Genomic DNA, 16,508 nt, shown 5'->3' on the forward strand with positions numbered 1-16,508 from the left:
GCACGACGTCTGGGCCCCACGGCAACCGAAGGGGCGAAGCTTCTTACAGGTTTGTTACTGAGGTGATCCAAAATGAATGGCGCTGAAAGTCTGTTGCGTTCGCTGGTCGCAAGTGGTGTGGACGTGTGTTTCGGAAACCCCGGCACGTCGGAGATGCATTTCGTGGCGGCGCTCGATTCCGTTGAAGGCATGCGGCCGATACTCGGCCTTTTCGAAGGCGTTGTCACCGGCGCCGCCGACGGCTACGGCCGCATGGCCGGCAAGCCCGCCGCCACGCTGCTGCATCTCGGCCCGGGCCTCGCCAACGGGCTGGCCAACCTTCACAACGCGCGCCGTGCGTCGAGCCCGGTCGTCAACATCGTCGGCGATCATGCTTCGACGCATGCGCGTTACGAAGCGCCGCTCACGTCCGACATCAAAGGCTTTGCTCGCCCGGTTTCGAGCTGGATTCACTCGTCGAGCAGCGCGTTGACGGTGGGTGCCGACGCCGCGCGCGCCGTGCAGGCCTCCATGGCCGACGGCGGCCAGATCGCCACGCTGATCCTGCCCGCCGACACGGCCTGGTCGCAAGCCGACGGCGTGGCCGCACCGCTGCCCGTGCAGGCACCCGCGCTCGTGAGCGCCGACACCATCGAGCGGATTGCGGCCCTCGCCCAAAGCGGCGTGCGGACCGCCTTCCTGCTCCGAGGTCAGGCATTGCAGGAGCGCGGTCTGCGCGCCGCCGGAAGGATCGCCGCGAAAACGGGTGCCCGCCTGCTGTGCGACACGTTCGCGCCGCGTGTGGCGCGCGGTGCGGGACGTGAAGTGGTCGAGCGTCTGCCGTATTTCGCCGAGCAGGTGGTCGAATTCCTCGCCGGGACTGAGCTGATCGTGCAGGTCGGCGCGCAGCCGCCGGTGAGCTTTTTCGCCTACCCGGACAAGCCGAGCTGGCTCACGCCGGAGGGTTGCCGCATCGCCGTGCTTTCGCATCCGCATGAAGACGGCCCGGCCGCGCTCGAAGCCCTTGTCGAGGCGCTGGGCGCACAGCATGCGATCGCCCGAATCAACGCCCGCGCCGCGGTCGAGTTCTCGCCCGAGGGCGCGCTCGATGGCGAGTCGATCATGCGCAGCGTCGCGAAGCATCTGCCCGACAACGCCATCATTACCGAAGAGTCGTCGCTCGCGATGGCGTACTCGGGCCTGCTCGAAACCGCCGCGCCGCACGACCTGCTGGCGCTCACCGGCGGCGCGATCGGTTGCCTGATGCCCGTTTCGATCGGCGCGAGCGTGGCATGCCCGGACCGCAAAGTCGTCAACCTTCAGGGCGACGGCAGCGCCATGTACACGCTTCAGTCGCTCTGGACGCAAGCGCGGGAAAAGCTCGACGTCGTGACGGTGATCTACGCGAACCGCGGCTACAAGATCCTAGCGAACGAGCTCAAGCGTGTGGGCGCACGCACGGACGGCGCGCACGCCGCTTCCATGTTCGATCTGCAGGACCCGTCGCTCGACTGGGTGGCTCTGGCTCGCGGCATGGGTGTGGAAGCCGTACGCGCCGAGTCGCGCACCGACTTCGACGCCGCGTTCGCCGCAGCAATGAAGCGCCGCGGCCCGATGCTGATCGAGGCCGTGATCTAAGCGCACCGTTTGCGTCCCACGCGTTCAACGAGCGATTCCATTTTCTGATGAGGTTTAGGATGTCAAAGCCATTCATGCTGCCCGCCGAAGCGACGGCCGCGCAGATCCGCGCGCAACTCGATGCAATGAAAACGGCACAACTCAAGGAGGGGCCGCCACCGCTGGCCGTTCGCCGCGACCGTATCGATCGCGCAATCGACCTGCTGCGTTCGAACAAGGACGCGCTGGTCGAGGCCATCAACGCGGACTATAGCTGCCGCGGCAAACAGCAAACGCTGCTCGCCGATATCCTCGCCTCGATCGAAGGCCTGCGCTTCAATCGCGAACATCTCGAGGCGTGGATGGCGCAGCCGGCGACGGCCGAGCCGTTTCCGGGCGTGAAGGCCCGCGTCGAGTATCAGCCGCTCGGCGTCGTGGGGATCATCAGCCCGTGGAATTTTCCCGTCGTGCTGGCGTTCGGACCGCTTGGCGGCGCGTTCGCTGCGGGCAACCGGGCCATTCTCAAGCCGTCGGAGATGACGCCGCAAACGTCCGAGCTGCTAGCTGAACTGATCGCCCGCAATTTCGACAGCGACGAATTCACCACCGTGCTTGGCGGAGCCGAAACCGGCGCGGCGTTCAGCGCGCAGCCGTTCGACCATCTCGTGTTCACGGGCAGCACGCAAGTCGCGCACCATGTCATGCGGGCGGCGTCGGATAACCTGGTGCCCGTGACGCTCGAACTGGGCGGCAAGTCGCCGGTCCTCGTGGGCAACGACGCCGATCTCGCCCTCGCGGCGCAGCGCGTTCTCACGGTGAAAACCTTCAACGCCGGTCAGATCTGCCTTTCGCCGGACTATGTGCTGGTTCCGGCGAACCGCGCCGATGCCTTCGTGCAGCACGCAAAAGCGGCGGTTGCGCAAATGTATCCGACCATGCGCGAGAACCCCGACTACACCGCGATGATCAACGTACGCGGTTTCGAACGGCAACTGGCGCTTGTCGAGGATGCGCGTCAGAAAGGCGCGAACGTGGTGAACCTCGGCCCCGCAAGCGAAGACCTCTCTGATCCGGCGGTACGCAAGATGGCGCCGACGATCGTTCGGAATGCAAACGACACGATGCGCGTGATGCAGGAGGAAATCTTCGGCCCCGTTCTGCCCGTGGTGACCTACGAAACGCTCGATGAAGCGCTTGCATATATCAATGCGCGGCCGAGGCCGCTCGCGCTTTATCACTTCGGCAATGACGCCCTGGAGCAACACGAGGTGGCGAGCCGAACCACTTCGGGGGCGCTGGTCGTCAACGATGCGATGACGCATGTGTTCTTCGACTCGCTGCCTTTCGGGGGCGTCGGGGCATCCGGCATGGGCCATTACCACGGCGAATATGGCTACCGCACGTTCAGCCATGCGAAGCCGGTTGTCGTTCAAAGCGCCGGCGGCGAGTCGAATCTCCTGATGCGCGCGCCTTATCTGGCGGCTACGGAAGCCGCCGTCAAAGGCATGATCGACGCCTGACGCATTGGCCGTGGCTGGCCGCGTGCGAAACGCGGCCAGCTCGCGCGATGATGCATCGCATCATCAACGCCTCGCGCACTGACCCGCATGACCCATCATGCCTTGCCGCAGTTGTCGTATGATGGATTGAACGTTCCGGTTGGCAGCGCGCCAACCCTCGCCAATCCCTCATGGGCCCTCCTCTGAGCCGTTCAGCCGTGACTGAAGTGACAGAAGCGACGACCGTGGCGAGGCCACCTCTCCTGCTGACCACCAAGGTCATTGCGCCCCGCTTGCCCGCGGGTTTGATCGATCGCCCACGGCTGAAGGCCTTGAGCGCACAGGTGGAGATACGGCGCATCACCGTCATCAAGGCGCCTGCGGGCTTCGGCAAGACGTCTCTCGCGCTCACCTGGGTCGACGCGCTGCGTGCGAACGGCGCGCAGGTGGCGTGGCTTTCCCTCGACGCAGACGACGACGAGCCGGCCCGTTACTTTCATCACCTTGCACATGCCTTGCAGCGCGCGTGCCGCACCGTTGGCACATCCGCCATCGGGCTGACCGCCGAGTCGTCGTTCGTCCCGGCGAATTCGCTTGTCGCAACGCTCATCAACGAGCTGGCCGAAGTCGACGACGAACTGCACGTCTTCATCGACGACTATCATCTGATCCACTCAGCGGCCATTCACGAAGCGATGTCGCTATTCATCGCCAATGTGCCTTCTAATGTGCACGTCGTGATCTGCACACGTACCGATCCGCCGCTGCCGCTCGCGAAGCTGCGCGCCGGCAACAATCTCTGCGAGATCGATGCGGCCGCGCTGCGATTCAATTTCGACGAGACGCGCCGTTTCGTCGAACACGAGTGCCCCGGCAAGCTCGGCTTTGGCGATCTGAAGTCGCTCTATGCCACGACCGAAGGATGGGCGGCCGCCTTGCGCATTTCGGCGTCGGCGTTGGCGCGGCAGGATCGCCCGCAGGGCTGGCAATCGAACATGCAAGCGGGCATACCGCCGGGCACGAAACCGGGCGGCGTGTCGAAGCCGGTGTCCGACTACCTCGAAGACCTGCTTCAGCATCTGCCACCGCAAACGCAGGCCTTCATGCTGCGAACCGCGATTCTCGAGCGGCTGAGCGCGCCGTTGTGCGAAGCGGTGACGGGCGTCGCATCCAGCCAGGCCATGCTTGATGACATCGTTGCGCGCCAGCTGCTGCTCGAGCCGATAGACCTCGAAGGACGCTGGTTCCGCTATCACCGGTTGATGGCCGACTATCTGCAGCGGCGTCTGGCAGACACGCACCCTGGCGAAGTCACCGAGTTGCACCGTCGCGCGTGGCATTGGCACGCCGCCCAACAGCATTGGACCGATGCGATAAAGCACGCGATAGCCGCTGGCGCCACCGACGAAGCCATCGCCATGATGGAGCGTTGCGCGAAGGCGCTTCTAAAAAGCGGAGACCTGCTCACGCTGGTCGGCTGGCAACGCCAGTTTCCCGCCGACCTCATGCGCGCGCAAACGGCGGTCACCGTTGCGACCGCGTGGGGCATGGCACTCGCCATGCGCTTCGGCGAGGTCAACGCGATGCTCGATTCGATCGAGCGCGGCGACGGCCAAACCGAGTCGGCCGACACGATTCAATGGGACTGCCTCGCCATTCGTTCTGCGCTCGCGGCCTTGCAGGACGATCCGCATCGCGCGCTGGAACTCGCGCGCCAATACCTGGGCCGCCCGTCAACGGACGCATGGACGACCAATGCGGTTTCCAACGTCGCGCGCTTTAGCTACTGGAAAACCGGCAATCTCGACGCGCTTTACGCCACGCCATGGATTCCCGATTCACTGGAAGAAGACCAGCGCAGTGTCTTTTCGTCGGTCTACCGCCTGTGCCTGCTCGGTCATGTGGAGTTGCAGCAGCTCCACGTTTCGATTGCGGAGCGCCGCTTCAACGAAGCGATGCAACTCGCCGAACGCTACGCGGGACCTCATTCCGTATCGGCTGCGTTGTGCGCGCCCATGATCGCGCAAATCCGCTATGAGCAAGGCCGCCTCGACGAAGCCGAAGCCCTGCTGCTCGAACTCATGCCCGTAATCGACCGTGCCGTTCTGCTCGATAGCGTTCTGATTGCCTACCGCCTTCTGGTTCGCATTGCCGTCGCGCGCGAAGACTATGCGGGCGCGCATGTGCTGATCGATCAGGCGCAAATACTCGGCCAGGCGCGCGGCTGGAACCGGCTGCTTGCGGCAGCGCTGGTCGAGCGCACGCGGCTCTATCTCGCCGAAAATCGTGTTCCTGAAGCCGCTGCATGCGTGGCAGACCTTCGCGAACTCGCCGCTCCGCGTGAGCCGACCGCTACGCCTGTTTCACCCGAAATCGAGAACTACCGCGACCTCGCAGCGGCCTGCCTCGCCCTGCAACGACACCTCGTGCCCGAAGCCATCGAGTCCCTGCGCATGGCGCTCGCGCGTTGCGAACGCATGCAGGGCAACTATCTGGCGCTGCGCCTTCGAACCCTGCTCGCCGTGGCCTGGCTCAGCGCGGGAGAACCCAGCCGCGCGCTCGAGACATTTCGCGAAGTCGCAGATATTGCGGCGCCTACCGGCATTTATCGATCCATCCTCGATCAGGGGGCCGCAGTCGGACCGCTCCTGCGCATGGCGCACGAACGCATGCGCAGCGCAGCGCGCACGCCGGAGGTGACGGCATGGCTCGACCGTTTAATCGAAGGCTGGCGCGCGATGTATGAGCCGCAGAGCAAGCCGCGCCGCGAGGGCGAGCGCGAGCCGCTCAGTTCGCGGGAGCGCAATATCGTCGAGTTGATCGCGCAGGGGCAATCCAACAAGGAAATTGCCCGCACGCTGGGCATCACGCCCGAAACGGTCAAATCGCACCTGAAGAATATCTTCGCGAAGCTCGCGGTGGACAAGCGGGCTCAGGCTGTTTCGCGCGCGCAGGCGCTTGGGCTTGTCAAGCATAGTTAGACGTCGCGTCATCACATTGCGACGAGTACGCACGCGTGTATCAGCACGCCCACGAGCCCGCCTACAAACGTGCCGTTGATCCGGATGAACTGCAGATCGCGGCCGATTTCCGCTTCGAACTTGCCGCTGACCTCTTGCGCGTCCCATCCCTTCACGACGTCGGTGATCAATCCCGAAAGCTGATGCCGATAGCGCAACACCAGCATCCGCGCAATCTCCAGCCACCACGCATTGAGCTTGTTCTGCATTGCGCTAGCGCTGACCATGGTCTTGCCAAAGGAGGTCAACGCGCCGGCGATCATGTCGCGCGCGACCGACTGCTCGCTCGCGGCGTCGGCGGCAACGCGCGCGCGAACGCGGTCGAGCAGGAGGCGATAATAGTCGCCCGCTTTGAAGTGGCGAATGCAGTCGCGCAGCAAGAGTCTGCCGAATCTGCGGTATTGAGCCGCCGTTTGCAGGTCGCGCGACAACTCAGCCACGGCCGCATCGAATTGACGGCGCAGTTCGTGATCGGGATTCGCCGCCACTTCGTGGACCAGCGCGACCACGCCCTCGACGAACTTGTTGACGATATAGGTGTCGAGCGGCGCGGGCGTGAACCGCGATGCCTCGCTGAATTTCGCCTTGATCATGCCGACGTTGGCCGTAAGCCACCGTTCGACGGCGTCCAGCCCTCGATCGAGCAGCGGCTGATGGCGATTGCCTTCAGTCAGGACACCCAGGATCTGCCCTGCGACGCGCGACACATCGAGTGCGCGCAATTGTGGCAGGAGCAGTCGATCGAACAGATCTTCGACGTCCGACTCGTCGATACGCTCCAGCAAGCGCGGAAGCGACTCGACCACGACATCGGCAATCGTCGAACTGTTCTCCTTTTCGGCAAGCCACATGGCCAGCGCGCGTGCCGCGTTGTATTCACTCAAGCGCCCCACCACGAGTTCCGTGGTCAGGAAATTCTGCTCGACGAAGTTTCCCAGGCTTTCCGCAATGCGCGCCTGGTTTCGGGGAATGATGGCGGTATGCGGCATGGCGATGCCAAGCGGATGGCGGAACAACGCGACCACCGCATACCAGTCCGCGACTGCACCCACGGTACCCGCTTCCGCAAACGCACGCACCCACGCAAGCCACGGATAGCTCGCCTGCCAGGCAATACTCACCACGAGCAAGGCAATCATCGCCGCGAGCAAACAGGTGGCCGTCGTGCGCATGCGCTTGAGCCGAGCCACTTTGATGCTCACGGGCGCGCGCACGTTCACACCATCAACGCGCTCGTTATCGTCGGTCACCGAACTCAACTCGCCTCCTGCTCGAGAAACGCTTTCACCAGCGGAGCGATTTCCTTTGCGCGCGTAATCAGAAACAGGTGACCGTCGTCGATCACATGGAGCGTCGCGTCGCGAATGCGCGCGACGAGAATCTTTGCATTGGTGAGCGGCACGATCGGGTCGTCGTTGCCATGTATCACCAAGGTTTTTTGGCGCAACGCGCCGAGCCACGGCAGGCTCGTCCAGCCCGACGCGGCCAGCAGTTGATACAGATAGCCACGGCCGCGCGGCGCCTGGATATGGCGGCTGTGTTCTTCGAGCAGCGCGGCATCGCGCCGGTAGGCGCCGCCGTATATCTCAGCGCCAACCTGCTTCAGATACGCCGGGTCTGTATATCGCCGCGGCCCAACCAGCTTCGACAGCACCGAAAGCCGCGCGGGCACCATGATCACCCCCGGCGACGTCGCGGCGAGTATCAGCCGGCGGCACCGCCTTGGGTAAAGGTGCGCGAACTGCTGCGCGAGCGCCCCGCCCCACGACACGCCCAGCACATCGACAGGACCCGCATAGCCGAGCCGCGTGAGCAGCTTGTCGGACAATACGGCGAGCGTCGAGAAGCGGTACGGAATGAGGGGCGCGGGCGAGCCGCCAACGCCCGGCACGTCGAAAACGATCACGGTGATGTCTTCGAGCGCATCAACGAAAGGCTCGACCAGTTCGAGATTGGCGCCAATGCCATTGAACAACAGCAGCGGCGGGCACGCATCGCGGCCGCGACGCACACCGACGCGCAACCACTGACCATCCAGATCGATCATCTGAATTTGCATGGCGTCGACTACCTCTGGGCTCGTTCGTGTATCGGTCATCCGGTTTTTCCCCTGGCTCGGCAATTCGTTTTCGTTGTGGATCGTGGCGGCTCGCTATATCACTTCTTCGGCTGCATCAGCGCCTTGATCTCCTCTACATGCTCCGCAAGGCGCTTCGTGACGACCGCGATGCTGTCGGTCTGGGCGCGATACGCCGCATCCGCGAGTTCCTGCATGTCGATGAACGCCTTTTGCAGCGCGTCCTTCATGCCCTCGCCCGCGCTTGCGACGCTTTCGCTTCCAGGCGTCGACAAACGCGTCACCAGCGACTGCAGTTCGGTCATCTTCGAGCGGAGAATCTCCACCTGCTTTTGACCGAGTTGCTGCACGCCGGCGAGCGCGGTCATGTTGGCCTCGGTGAGCGCCTCGACGTCCTTGCGACGCGATTCGAGGAACGCGCTCACATCCACGCCCGGCAGCTTGAACTGCGAGATGAGCTTCGTATATTCAGCGAAAATGCCGTTGGTGTTGGTCGTTGCCATGATTGAATCTCCTGATTGAATCGAAAAAACGCTTAAGTAGCGGGTTGAAAATCGTTAGTCTTGCAAAACATACTTGCCGGGCGCGCTTGCCGTTGCTGGGTGCTTTTTGCTGCCGTTCGCTGCCGGCGCGGCGCGCTTCTCGCCTGAGCGGGCCACGAGCCAGTCGCGCCAGTTGTTCCACCACGAATCCTTCTCGGCCTGTGCGTTGTCGAGCCACGCATCGGAATTGGCGGGCAACGAAGGATTGAGGAAATACTTCGCTTTCGGATTGCCGGGCGGATTGATCAGGCTTTGAATATGCCCGCTCGAACTCAGCACAAAGCGGGTCTCGCCGCCAAAGCGCCGGGCGGTGTTATAAACGCCCTTCCACGGCGTGATATGGTCGGTCATACCCGCCACCACGTACTTGTCGCAATTCACCTCGGACAAGTCGATAGGCGTGCCCAACACCGTCAGCGCGCCGGGCTTGCTGAACAGATTCCCGGTGAAAATGTCGAGCAGTTCGCCGTGGAATTTCGCCGGTAAGCGCGTCGTGTCGTTGTTCCAGTAAAGGATGTCGAACGCCGGCGGCGCGTTACCGAGCAGGTAGTTGTTGACCCAGTAGTTCCACACCAGATCGTTGGGGCGCATCCACGCGAACACGCGGCCCATTTCTTCGCCGGCCAGCACGCCGCGCGAAATGCTGTGCTGCTTGGCGGCCGCCACGGCCTCGGGCGTCGCAAAGAGGCCAAGCTGGGAATCGGCCGTGTTGTCGAGCACGGCAACCATCAGCGTGGTGGCGTTGACTGTCTTTTCGCCGCGGGCCGCCAGGTGGCCGAGCAAGGCCGAAATCGTCATCGCGCCAGAGCACGCCCCGTGCAGATTGATATCTTCGCTGCCGGTGATTTCACGCACGGCCGTAATGGCCTCGATCAGCGCAGTGACGTAGGTGTCGAGGTCCCAATGGCTTTGCGCCGCGGTCGGGTTGCGCCAGCTGACCACGAACACCTGCAGTTCGTTGTCGAGCAGATAGTTGACGATGCTCTTACCTTCGGACAGATCGAAAATATAGAACTTGTTGATCTGCGGAGGCACGATCAGCTGCGGCCGGCTATAGACCTGCTGCGTCGTGGGCGAGTATTGAATCAGTTCCAGCAATTCATTGCGAAACACCACCGAACCTTTCGAAGTCCCGAGGTTCTTCCCCACTTCGAATGCTGTCTTGTTTACCTGCGCCGGCATGCCCTGATTCTTGAGCATGTCCGTCACGGCATTGTTGAAGCCGTCCAGCAAGCTGATTCCGCCCGAATCGACCACCTTCTTGAGCGCAGCCGGGTTGCCCAGCAGCGTGTTGGTCGGCGAGGCCGCATCGGTAATGAGCGAGACCACGAACTTCGCGCGCTCCCGGCTGTTCGCGTCGAGCCCCGAGCGCTCCACGAAACCGGCAAGCGAGTCGCGCCACGCGAGATAGCCTTGCAGCGTCATGCGATACATCGGGTTGTCCTGCCACGCCGTATCCGTAAAGCGTTTGTCGCCTTGTGGCGACGCAGCCTTGGAGCTGCCCGAAACGATGCTGAACATCTCGCGCGCCAGCGCCATTTCCTGCTCCATCACGAGCGCCGGCTGTCGTATTGCCTGAGCACCGATCTGCTGCACGGCCGCGAAGATATCGCAGGGGCGCAGCCCGACGAACGGATTGGGGCCCGGCAGGGCTTGCTCGACCGAAGCGGCCAAAGCCTTCGCGTTCTCGCTTTGCTGGGGCATTTCACGGGTTACCGCCATTTTCGACTCCTCAATAGTCTCTTTTCGTCGCGTATCACGCAATCAGCATTGCGAGGGTTTGCGCGACCAACGCGGGCTTGTCTTCGCCCTCGATCTCCAGCGTGTTCATCGTCTTGACGAGCACGCGGCCTCCTCCCTTGTTCTCCGCCGACTCGAGCGTGACGCGGTTGCGCACGCGCGCCCCAGCCTTAACGGGCGTCATGAAGCGCACCTTGTCGAGCCCGTAGTTCAGTCCCGCCGCCGCATCCTTGGGGACGATGCCGATTTCCATCGCAAGGCTCGCCAGCAGCGACAACGTCAGGTAGCCGTGGGCGATGGTTCCGCCGAAAGGGCTCTCGCGCCTCGCACGCTCCACATCCACATGGATCCACTGCCGGTCGCCGGTGCACGCTGCGAACGCGTCGATACGTTCCTGATCGACGAGAACCCAATCCGATACGCCCAGTTCCTGGCCCACAAAGTCGCCGAGCGTCTCGACGCGGTAATTTTCCAGACTCATCGCTTCCACTCCTCGCATGTTCCCGACCATTCAGGCGATCTGCTCGCGCAGCGCTTTCTTGTTGACCTTGCCGACGCTCGTTCGCGCCAGCGCCTCGACGAACTTGACGATCTGCGGCACCGCATACTTCGAGATCCGTCCTGATGTCGTGAACGACAGCACGTGCTGCTTGATGTCTTCCTCCGTCACCGCCGCGCCTTCCTTGAGCACCACGAGCGCGACTGGCCGTTCTCCCCACTTCTCATCCTTGATGCCGATAACGGCGACTTCCGAAACGCCGTCGTACTGCGAAATCAGGTTTTCGATTTCCAGCGACGACACCCACTCGCCGCCCGACTTGATGACGTCCTTCAAGCGATCGGTAATCTGCACGTTGCCGGTCGGGTCGATATTGGCAATATCCTGCGTATGCAGATAACCGCCCGCCCAAAGTTGCTCGCTCGCCTCGGGATTCTTCAGATAGCCTTGCGTGAGCCAGGGCGCACGCGCGACGATCTCGCCCGTGGATTTCCCGTCATGCGCAAGATCGGTCATCTCGTCGTCCACCACGCGCAGATCGACGAGCGGCACCGGCAGCCCGGTTTTGCACCGCAGGCGAATCTGCTCGTCGGCATCCAGCTTTTCGGCGCCCGGCGGCAGTTGCGCGAGGCTCAGCACCGGACAGGTTTCGGACATGCCATAACCGGCGAACACGTCGATGCCGCGCGCCACTGCCGAAGCGGCCAGGCCCTGCGGCAACGCGCTGCCGCCAATGATCACTTTCCACTTGCTGAAGTCGGTTGCCTTCGCCTCGGCGCACGTAAGCAGCATGTGCAGGATCGTGCCCACGCAATGCGAGAAGGTCACGCCTTCGTCCTCGATGAGTCTCGCAAGACGCTCCGGCACGTAGCGGCCCGGATAAACCTGCTTCACGCCCATCACCGTGGCGATATATGGCATGCCCCATGCGTGGACATGAAACATGGGGGTGAGCGGCATATACACGTCGCCGCGATGAAAGCGTTGACCGGCAATCGGCGCTGCGAGCGCCGCCATGAGCGAGATGGTGTGCAACACCAGCTGCCGATGCGTGAAGTAGACGCCCTTTGGCAAACCGGTCGTGCCGGTCGTATAGAACGTCGTGGCGCGCGTGTTTTCGTCGAACTCCGGGAAGTCGTAGCTCGTGCTGTTTGCGGCCAGCATCGCCTCGTATTCGTTCGAGAACGCAATCGTATGGGCCGGCGCTTCGCTGCCCGGCTCGTCGATCCACACAAACTTGCGCACGGTTTCGAGCTGGTCCTTGATGGACTCGACTACGGGAATGAAATCAGTGTGTACGAACAGGACTTCAGCGCCAGCGTGATTGATCGTATAAGCGATCTCCGCCGGAGACAGACGCACGTTCACGGTCTGCAGCACCGCACCCATCATCGGGATAGCGAAGTAACTCTCGAGGTAACGGTGGCTGTCCCAATCCATCACCGCAAGCGTGCTGCCGTATTCCACGCCGAGTTGGGCAAGACCGTTGGCGAGGCGCGCAATGCGCTCGCGAAGGGTCGCATAGCTCATGCGCACCTGGCCGCGATAGACGATCTCCTGCTCCTGTGCCTGAGCAAAGGGCGTATGCAGCAGTTGCTTGATTAACAGCGGGTAAGCGTAGGCGTTGCTGGCGTGAGCCGTCTTCACGTCGTCCGACATCGATATCTCCTGGGTTCCTGAACATGGATCGCATGAACGCCGATGCTTTGTTTTTCGTTCTGATCGGAGCGACGTTCCGTTGAAGCAATGATCCCGGCATCGGGACGCCCGCAATATCCCCCGGATGGGGGAGCGCAGCGAATACCCCGAGATAGCCCGATAAAACGCGATTTGATGATTTGAAAATCTCATCACAGCAATTCGCTGTGATTGTTGGATGTGATCGGATGCATGCCTAAGATTTGGCGCAGCAATCGCCAAACGGAGCTTTCCATGCCAATGACCCATGTTTCGATGCGCGCCGGCCGGCCCGCGCCATTTCGCACCGCAGTCCTGAAGAGTATTCACGAGTCGCTGCACGAGGCGCTCGGCGTTCACCCGCAAGCTTTCTTCATGACAATCACCGAGCACGAAGACGCCAACTTCCTCGCGAACACGACATTCCCATTCAAGCGCAGCGCGGACCTGCTGCTGGTTCAGATCACGCTGACCGCCGGCCGCAGCGCCGACGACAAGAAGCGCTTCTACGAACACCTCGTCAGCAAACTGCAAGCGACGCTCGGCGTCGATCCCGCCGATGTCTTCATCAACATCATTGAAGTGGCCAGCGAGAACTGGTCGCCCGGTAACGGGATTGCCGGCCGCAATGCGGTCATTCCCGCTGCGAATTCGTCCGCCGCTTCCACCGTCAGCTGACAGCAACGTTAGATAACCTGAAAGCCATTCTCTGGCCGCAAACCCAATCAATCTGGAGTCTTCATCATGACCAGGCCTTACGCTGTTCCTCTCTCGCCCCGTGGACTTTCGAGCATCGCGCCCCCGCCGCCGTGGCACTATTCCGGCGACTTCATCCTCGTCGAATTCTGGGCCGATCCCGCTGCGGTCGCCGCCGTGCTCCCCAAAGGTTTGAGCGCCGATCCGGCGTCGCCGGGGCATGCCACGGCCCTCTTCATCGACTGGCAATTCACCGGCAGCAACGACGAGATGCTCGACCCGGCGCGCTATCAGTACCGCGAATTTTTCATCCTCGTGGACGCGCTGCACGACGGCAAGCCGGTTTCGTATTGCCCGTACATCTTCGTGGACAACGACTCCGCGATGATGCGCGGTCTGATTCAAGGCTTCCCGAAGCGCTATGGCCAGGTGCATCAAACGCGTTCGTTCGCGGCGCCGAGCCCCGCCGCCGCACCTGTTGCCGCAGGCACGCGCTTCGCCGCCTCGGCGAGCGCCGCCGGACAGCGTCTTGCCCGCGCCGAGGTCAAGCTGGAGAAGGCCGTTGAAGACGTTTCGAAACTGAGCATTGCGGGCCGACCGGTTGTGAACCTGCGCTATTTCCCGCGCCTCGCCGCTGGCCAGCATGAAACGCCGGCCGTGAACGAACTCGTGCTCTCCGTCATGAACAACGCGCAGATCGCCGGCGTGTGGACGGGTGAAGGCAAGCTCTCGTTCCCGGTCGCCGAAGGCGAAGAGATTTCGGATCTCCAGCCTGTGCGTGTGGGCGCTGGTTTCCGCGGTTCCATGGCTTATAGCGTGACGGACCTGAAAACGCTGAGCGACAACACGAAGTAAGCGCACTAAAACCATGAGGGCCGCGGCGTGCCTCCCCCGTTTGAGGGAGGTCACGCCATCTTTCGACGAATAAAATGCGGTGCATGTAAGCGGCCAGCGCCGCGCTCGAACATTGATCTGCAAATTGACTGCTTCACATGGCCCTCATGATCGACACGTCCGACGAAATGCGGACCAACCAGTGGTTCAGCGCGTTACCCGCCGAAGAACAGGAAGCGCTGATCGGCAGCAGCGAACTCATGACGCTCGGCCCGGGCGAATATCTTTTCCATCGCGGCGACGCACCAAGTGCGTTCTATGGCGTCAAGAGCGGACGCCTCAAAGCCTCTACCGTTCGCGAAGACGGCAAGGAAGCGATCCTTGCCGTGATCGAACCGGGCAACTGGTTTGGGCAGACCTCGTTGACGAGCCGCCAACCGCGTCCGCGTGACGTCATTGCACTCGACCGGTCGAGCCTCTTTGTCGTGAAGGCCGCCGCCTTCGAGGAACTGATGCAGCGCAGCCACGCGTTCGTGCGCGCGATTGCGGAGTTGCAGTCGCTCCATATGAACTGGCTTTACCGCATGGTCGAAGACGCGACGCTACATTCCACGCGTGCGCGCATTGCCCGCCGCCTGCTCTCGCTCGCTGCGGGCGATGTGACACTCGCGCCGCAGTGCCGCCAGGACGTCAGCCTTTCGCAGGACACGCTCGCCATGATGCTGGGCATCACGCGCCAGACGCTTTCGCTGGAACTCAAGGCGATGGCGGAAAAAGGTGCGATCACGCTTCGGTATGGCCGCATCGAAATCTTGTCGAAAGACCTCCTCTCGTCCTTTCAGGATTACCAATGATTTCGCCCACGAGCGCCCGCTGGATTCGCGGGCGCTCATTTGGCCCGCCTAGAACAGATGCCGCAAGCCTGCCGTCACGCCAAGCTGGGTGCTGCCGAAAGCCGAGCTCACCGCGTTGATGCCCTGGAACTGCGCGCCAATCATGCCGCCCCGGTACAGCGAGTAATCGACTTCGACGTACGTATCCGTGCGCTTGGACCAGTTGTAGTCGGCAAGCAGCTGGAACTGCGTCGCGTTGCCGTCACCGGACTGAGCCTTGCCGGTCTGGATCGTGCGCCACACGTTCGCCGAGAGATGCGTGGCAAAGCCGATCTGCTGGCTCACTCCACCAAAGAACATCTCTCGTGCGCTGAACGTATTGAATTTCAACGCGGTCAATGCGGGCACGGAGAACGGGCCGTTAGGGAAATTGCCGACGAAGCCCGAGTCCTGCCGGTTGACCATCCAGCCTGCATTCACGGTGGTCGAGGCGAACGTGTACGAACCGCCCACGGCCCAAGATTTGAAGTGCTGGGACCCATTCACAGCGTCGCGCGAGTCGAGATAGGCGGCGGAAAAGGTCAGCGGCGCAGCGGGCAGATACAGAATGGACGCGCCAATCTGGCTACCCGCACCGAACTGCCCCGCCTGGCCGCCAAACGCGTACGAGACCTCGGCGGTCAGGTACTGATAGCGCACGGCGTACTTGACCATGTTGCTCGTCCATACGCCCTGGGCCATCGTGACTTCCGGCCGGAACTGATAGAACGACGGTAGCCAGCGGTTCGATATGAACGACCCCAGCACGGCGTCGGCGAACGGATTGATCTGGCGACCCATTGTCAGCTTGCCGAACGTGTTCGATTGCAGGCCGACAAACGCCGTATTGAAGAACGGATAGGCCGGGTCCATTTGCCCGTTGTTCGGAAAGAAGCGATTTTCCAGGGTGAAAATAACCTTCGTCCCGCCGCCAATGTCTTCCGCACCCTTGATGCCAAAGTGGCTTTCGCTCGCGCCGCTCAACATCTGAAACTGCGAATCGCCTGCCGGGTTCGCGTGTGTCGTATAGCGCAGGCCGGCATCGACCAGACCGTAGAGGGTCACCGACGATTGCGCAGCCGCCGAAGCCGAATACAACGTAGCCGCAGAAATGGCGCCGGCCAGCACGCCCGCCGTGCGGCCTCGCGGTCTCCTTCCAACCCGGCTACTCGCCACCGAAGCGACGTTGACGGGCAATCTCCTTACCTTCCGCATTCCATGACTCCAATCTTATGTTTATGTTGTACTACGAATTAATTTGACCAGATCGACACGCGCTTTTTGCGCGAAGATGCTGGAGGTCTCCCCCGCTCAAATTCTGTTATGCCTTGTGGCGTTTTTTATCGCCTTGTCGAGGCATCGTGCCCAAGACGATAAGTTGCCCGAGAAGGCGTCGCCAAACCGTCAGAAACTTTACATTTCCGGGCGCGCGTCAATTGCAAGGAATCTTGCAGTT

General features: G+C 62.3%; 13 protein-coding genes. 6 read left to right on the plus strand and 7 right to left on the minus strand.

The window, feature by feature from the left end; all coding sequences use genetic code 11:
- The first annotated feature begins 72 nt into the window (after window positions 1-72).
- From U5A57_RS07610 to U5A57_RS07620, 3 genes are all read left to right on the plus strand, one after another.
- Window positions 73-1,617: an acetolactate synthase large subunit gene (locus U5A57_RS07610; RefSeq protein WP_321909551.1), complete on the plus strand. Its 1,545-nt coding sequence runs from the start codon at window positions 73-75 to the stop codon at window positions 1,615-1,617.
- Between the two features lie 59 nt (window positions 1,618-1,676).
- A complete protein-coding gene (locus U5A57_RS07615; protein WP_321909554.1) occupies window positions 1,677-3,116 on the plus strand; it encodes a coniferyl aldehyde dehydrogenase in 1,440 nt (479 codons plus the stop codon).
- Window positions 3,117-3,313: 197 nt separating this feature from the next.
- A complete protein-coding gene (locus U5A57_RS07620) occupies window positions 3,314-6,076 on the plus strand; it encodes a LuxR C-terminal-related transcriptional regulator (protein ID WP_321909555.1) in 2,763 nt (920 codons plus the stop codon).
- Between the two features lie 11 nt (window positions 6,077-6,087).
- Here U5A57_RS07620 and U5A57_RS07625 read toward each other — a convergent pair whose 3' ends face one another.
- Genes U5A57_RS07625 through U5A57_RS07650 form a run of 6 tightly spaced genes read right to left on the minus strand, consistent with a single transcriptional unit; the run spans window position 6,088 to window position 12,632 of the window.
- On the minus strand, window positions 6,088-7,365 hold the full coding sequence (locus U5A57_RS07625) for a DUF445 domain-containing protein (RefSeq protein WP_321909844.1): 1,278 nt from the start codon (window positions 7,363-7,365) through the stop codon (window positions 6,088-6,090).
- A gap of 5 nt (window positions 7,366-7,370) precedes the next feature.
- Window positions 7,371-8,213 (minus strand): poly(3-hydroxyalkanoate) depolymerase, encoded by an 843-nt coding sequence (phaZ, locus tag U5A57_RS07630; protein WP_321909557.1) that lies wholly within the window; start codon window positions 8,211-8,213, stop codon window positions 7,371-7,373.
- Window positions 8,214-8,272: 59 nt separating this feature from the next.
- Window positions 8,273-8,695 (minus strand): TIGR01841 family phasin, encoded by a 423-nt coding sequence (locus tag U5A57_RS07635; RefSeq protein ID WP_321909558.1) that lies wholly within the window; start codon window positions 8,693-8,695, stop codon window positions 8,273-8,275.
- 54 nt (window positions 8,696-8,749) lie between these two features.
- Window positions 8,750-10,456 (minus strand): alpha/beta fold hydrolase, encoded by a 1,707-nt coding sequence (locus tag U5A57_RS07640; RefSeq protein WP_321909559.1) that lies wholly within the window; start codon window positions 10,454-10,456, stop codon window positions 8,750-8,752.
- 34 nt (window positions 10,457-10,490) lie between these two features.
- The gene (locus U5A57_RS07645) at window positions 10,491-10,955 is read right to left on the minus strand and encodes a MaoC family dehydratase (protein WP_321909561.1); all 465 of its coding nucleotides are present in this window, start codon (window positions 10,953-10,955) and stop codon (window positions 10,491-10,493) included.
- A 30-nt stretch (window positions 10,956-10,985) separates the two neighbouring features.
- Window positions 10,986-12,632: a fatty acid--CoA ligase gene (locus tag U5A57_RS07650; protein WP_321909563.1), complete on the minus strand. Its 1,647-nt coding sequence runs from the start codon at window positions 12,630-12,632 to the stop codon at window positions 10,986-10,988.
- A gap of 219 nt (window positions 12,633-12,851) precedes the next feature.
- Between U5A57_RS07650 and U5A57_RS07655 the strand changes: the two genes are divergently transcribed.
- From U5A57_RS07655 to U5A57_RS07665, 3 genes are all read left to right on the plus strand, one after another.
- A complete protein-coding gene (locus tag U5A57_RS07655) occupies window positions 12,852-13,328 on the plus strand; it encodes a tautomerase family protein (RefSeq protein ID WP_321909846.1) in 477 nt (158 codons plus the stop codon).
- Between the two features lie 66 nt (window positions 13,329-13,394).
- Complete coding sequence (locus U5A57_RS07660) at window positions 13,395-14,201, plus strand: acetoacetate decarboxylase family protein (protein WP_321909566.1); 807 nt, start codon at window positions 13,395-13,397, stop codon at window positions 14,199-14,201.
- 137 nt (window positions 14,202-14,338) lie between these two features.
- Window positions 14,339-15,034: a Crp/Fnr family transcriptional regulator gene (locus U5A57_RS07665; protein WP_321909567.1), complete on the plus strand. Its 696-nt coding sequence runs from the start codon at window positions 14,339-14,341 to the stop codon at window positions 15,032-15,034.
- A 48-nt stretch (window positions 15,035-15,082) separates the two neighbouring features.
- Here the strand turns inward: U5A57_RS07665 and U5A57_RS07670 are convergent, their stop codons facing one another.
- Window positions 15,083-16,267 (minus strand): porin, encoded by a 1,185-nt coding sequence (locus U5A57_RS07670; protein ID WP_321909568.1) that lies wholly within the window; start codon window positions 16,265-16,267, stop codon window positions 15,083-15,085.
- Window positions 16,268-16,508 lie beyond the last annotated feature (241 nt).

Source organism: Paraburkholderia sp. J11-2 (genome assembly GCF_905220185.1).
GTDB lineage: Bacteria > Pseudomonadota > Gammaproteobacteria > Burkholderiales > Burkholderiaceae > Paraburkholderia.

Bases quoted from the DNA above. Each gene is read 5' to 3' on its own strand.
- U5A57_RS07635 (WP_321909558.1), bottom strand. From the start codon at position 8,695: ATGGCAACGACCAACACCAACGGCATTTTCGCTGAATATACGAAGCTC.
- U5A57_RS07615 (WP_321909554.1), top strand. From the start codon at position 1,677: ATGTCAAAGCCATTCATGCTGCCCGCCGAAGCGACGGCCGCGCAGATC.
- U5A57_RS07665 (WP_321909567.1), top strand. From the start codon at position 14,339: ATGGCCCTCATGATCGACACGTCCGACGAAATGCGGACCAACCAGTGG.
- U5A57_RS07645 (WP_321909561.1), bottom strand. From the start codon at position 10,955: ATGAGTCTGGAAAATTACCGCGTCGAGACGCTCGGCGACTTTGTGGGC.
- U5A57_RS07670 (WP_321909568.1), bottom strand. From the start codon at position 16,267: ATGCGGAAGGTAAGGAGATTGCCCGTCAACGTCGCTTCGGTGGCGAGT.
- U5A57_RS07610 (WP_321909551.1), top strand. From the start codon at position 73: ATGAATGGCGCTGAAAGTCTGTTGCGTTCGCTGGTCGCAAGTGGTGTG.
- U5A57_RS07650 (WP_321909563.1), bottom strand. From the start codon at position 12,632: ATGTCGGACGACGTGAAGACGGCTCACGCCAGCAACGCCTACGCTTAC.
- U5A57_RS07640 (WP_321909559.1), bottom strand. From the start codon at position 10,456: ATGGCGGTAACCCGTGAAATGCCCCAGCAAAGCGAGAACGCGAAGGCT.
- U5A57_RS07660 (WP_321909566.1), top strand. From the start codon at position 13,395: ATGACCAGGCCTTACGCTGTTCCTCTCTCGCCCCGTGGACTTTCGAGC.
- phaZ (WP_321909557.1), bottom strand. From the start codon at position 8,213: ATGACCGATACACGAACGAGCCCAGAGGTAGTCGACGCCATGCAAATT.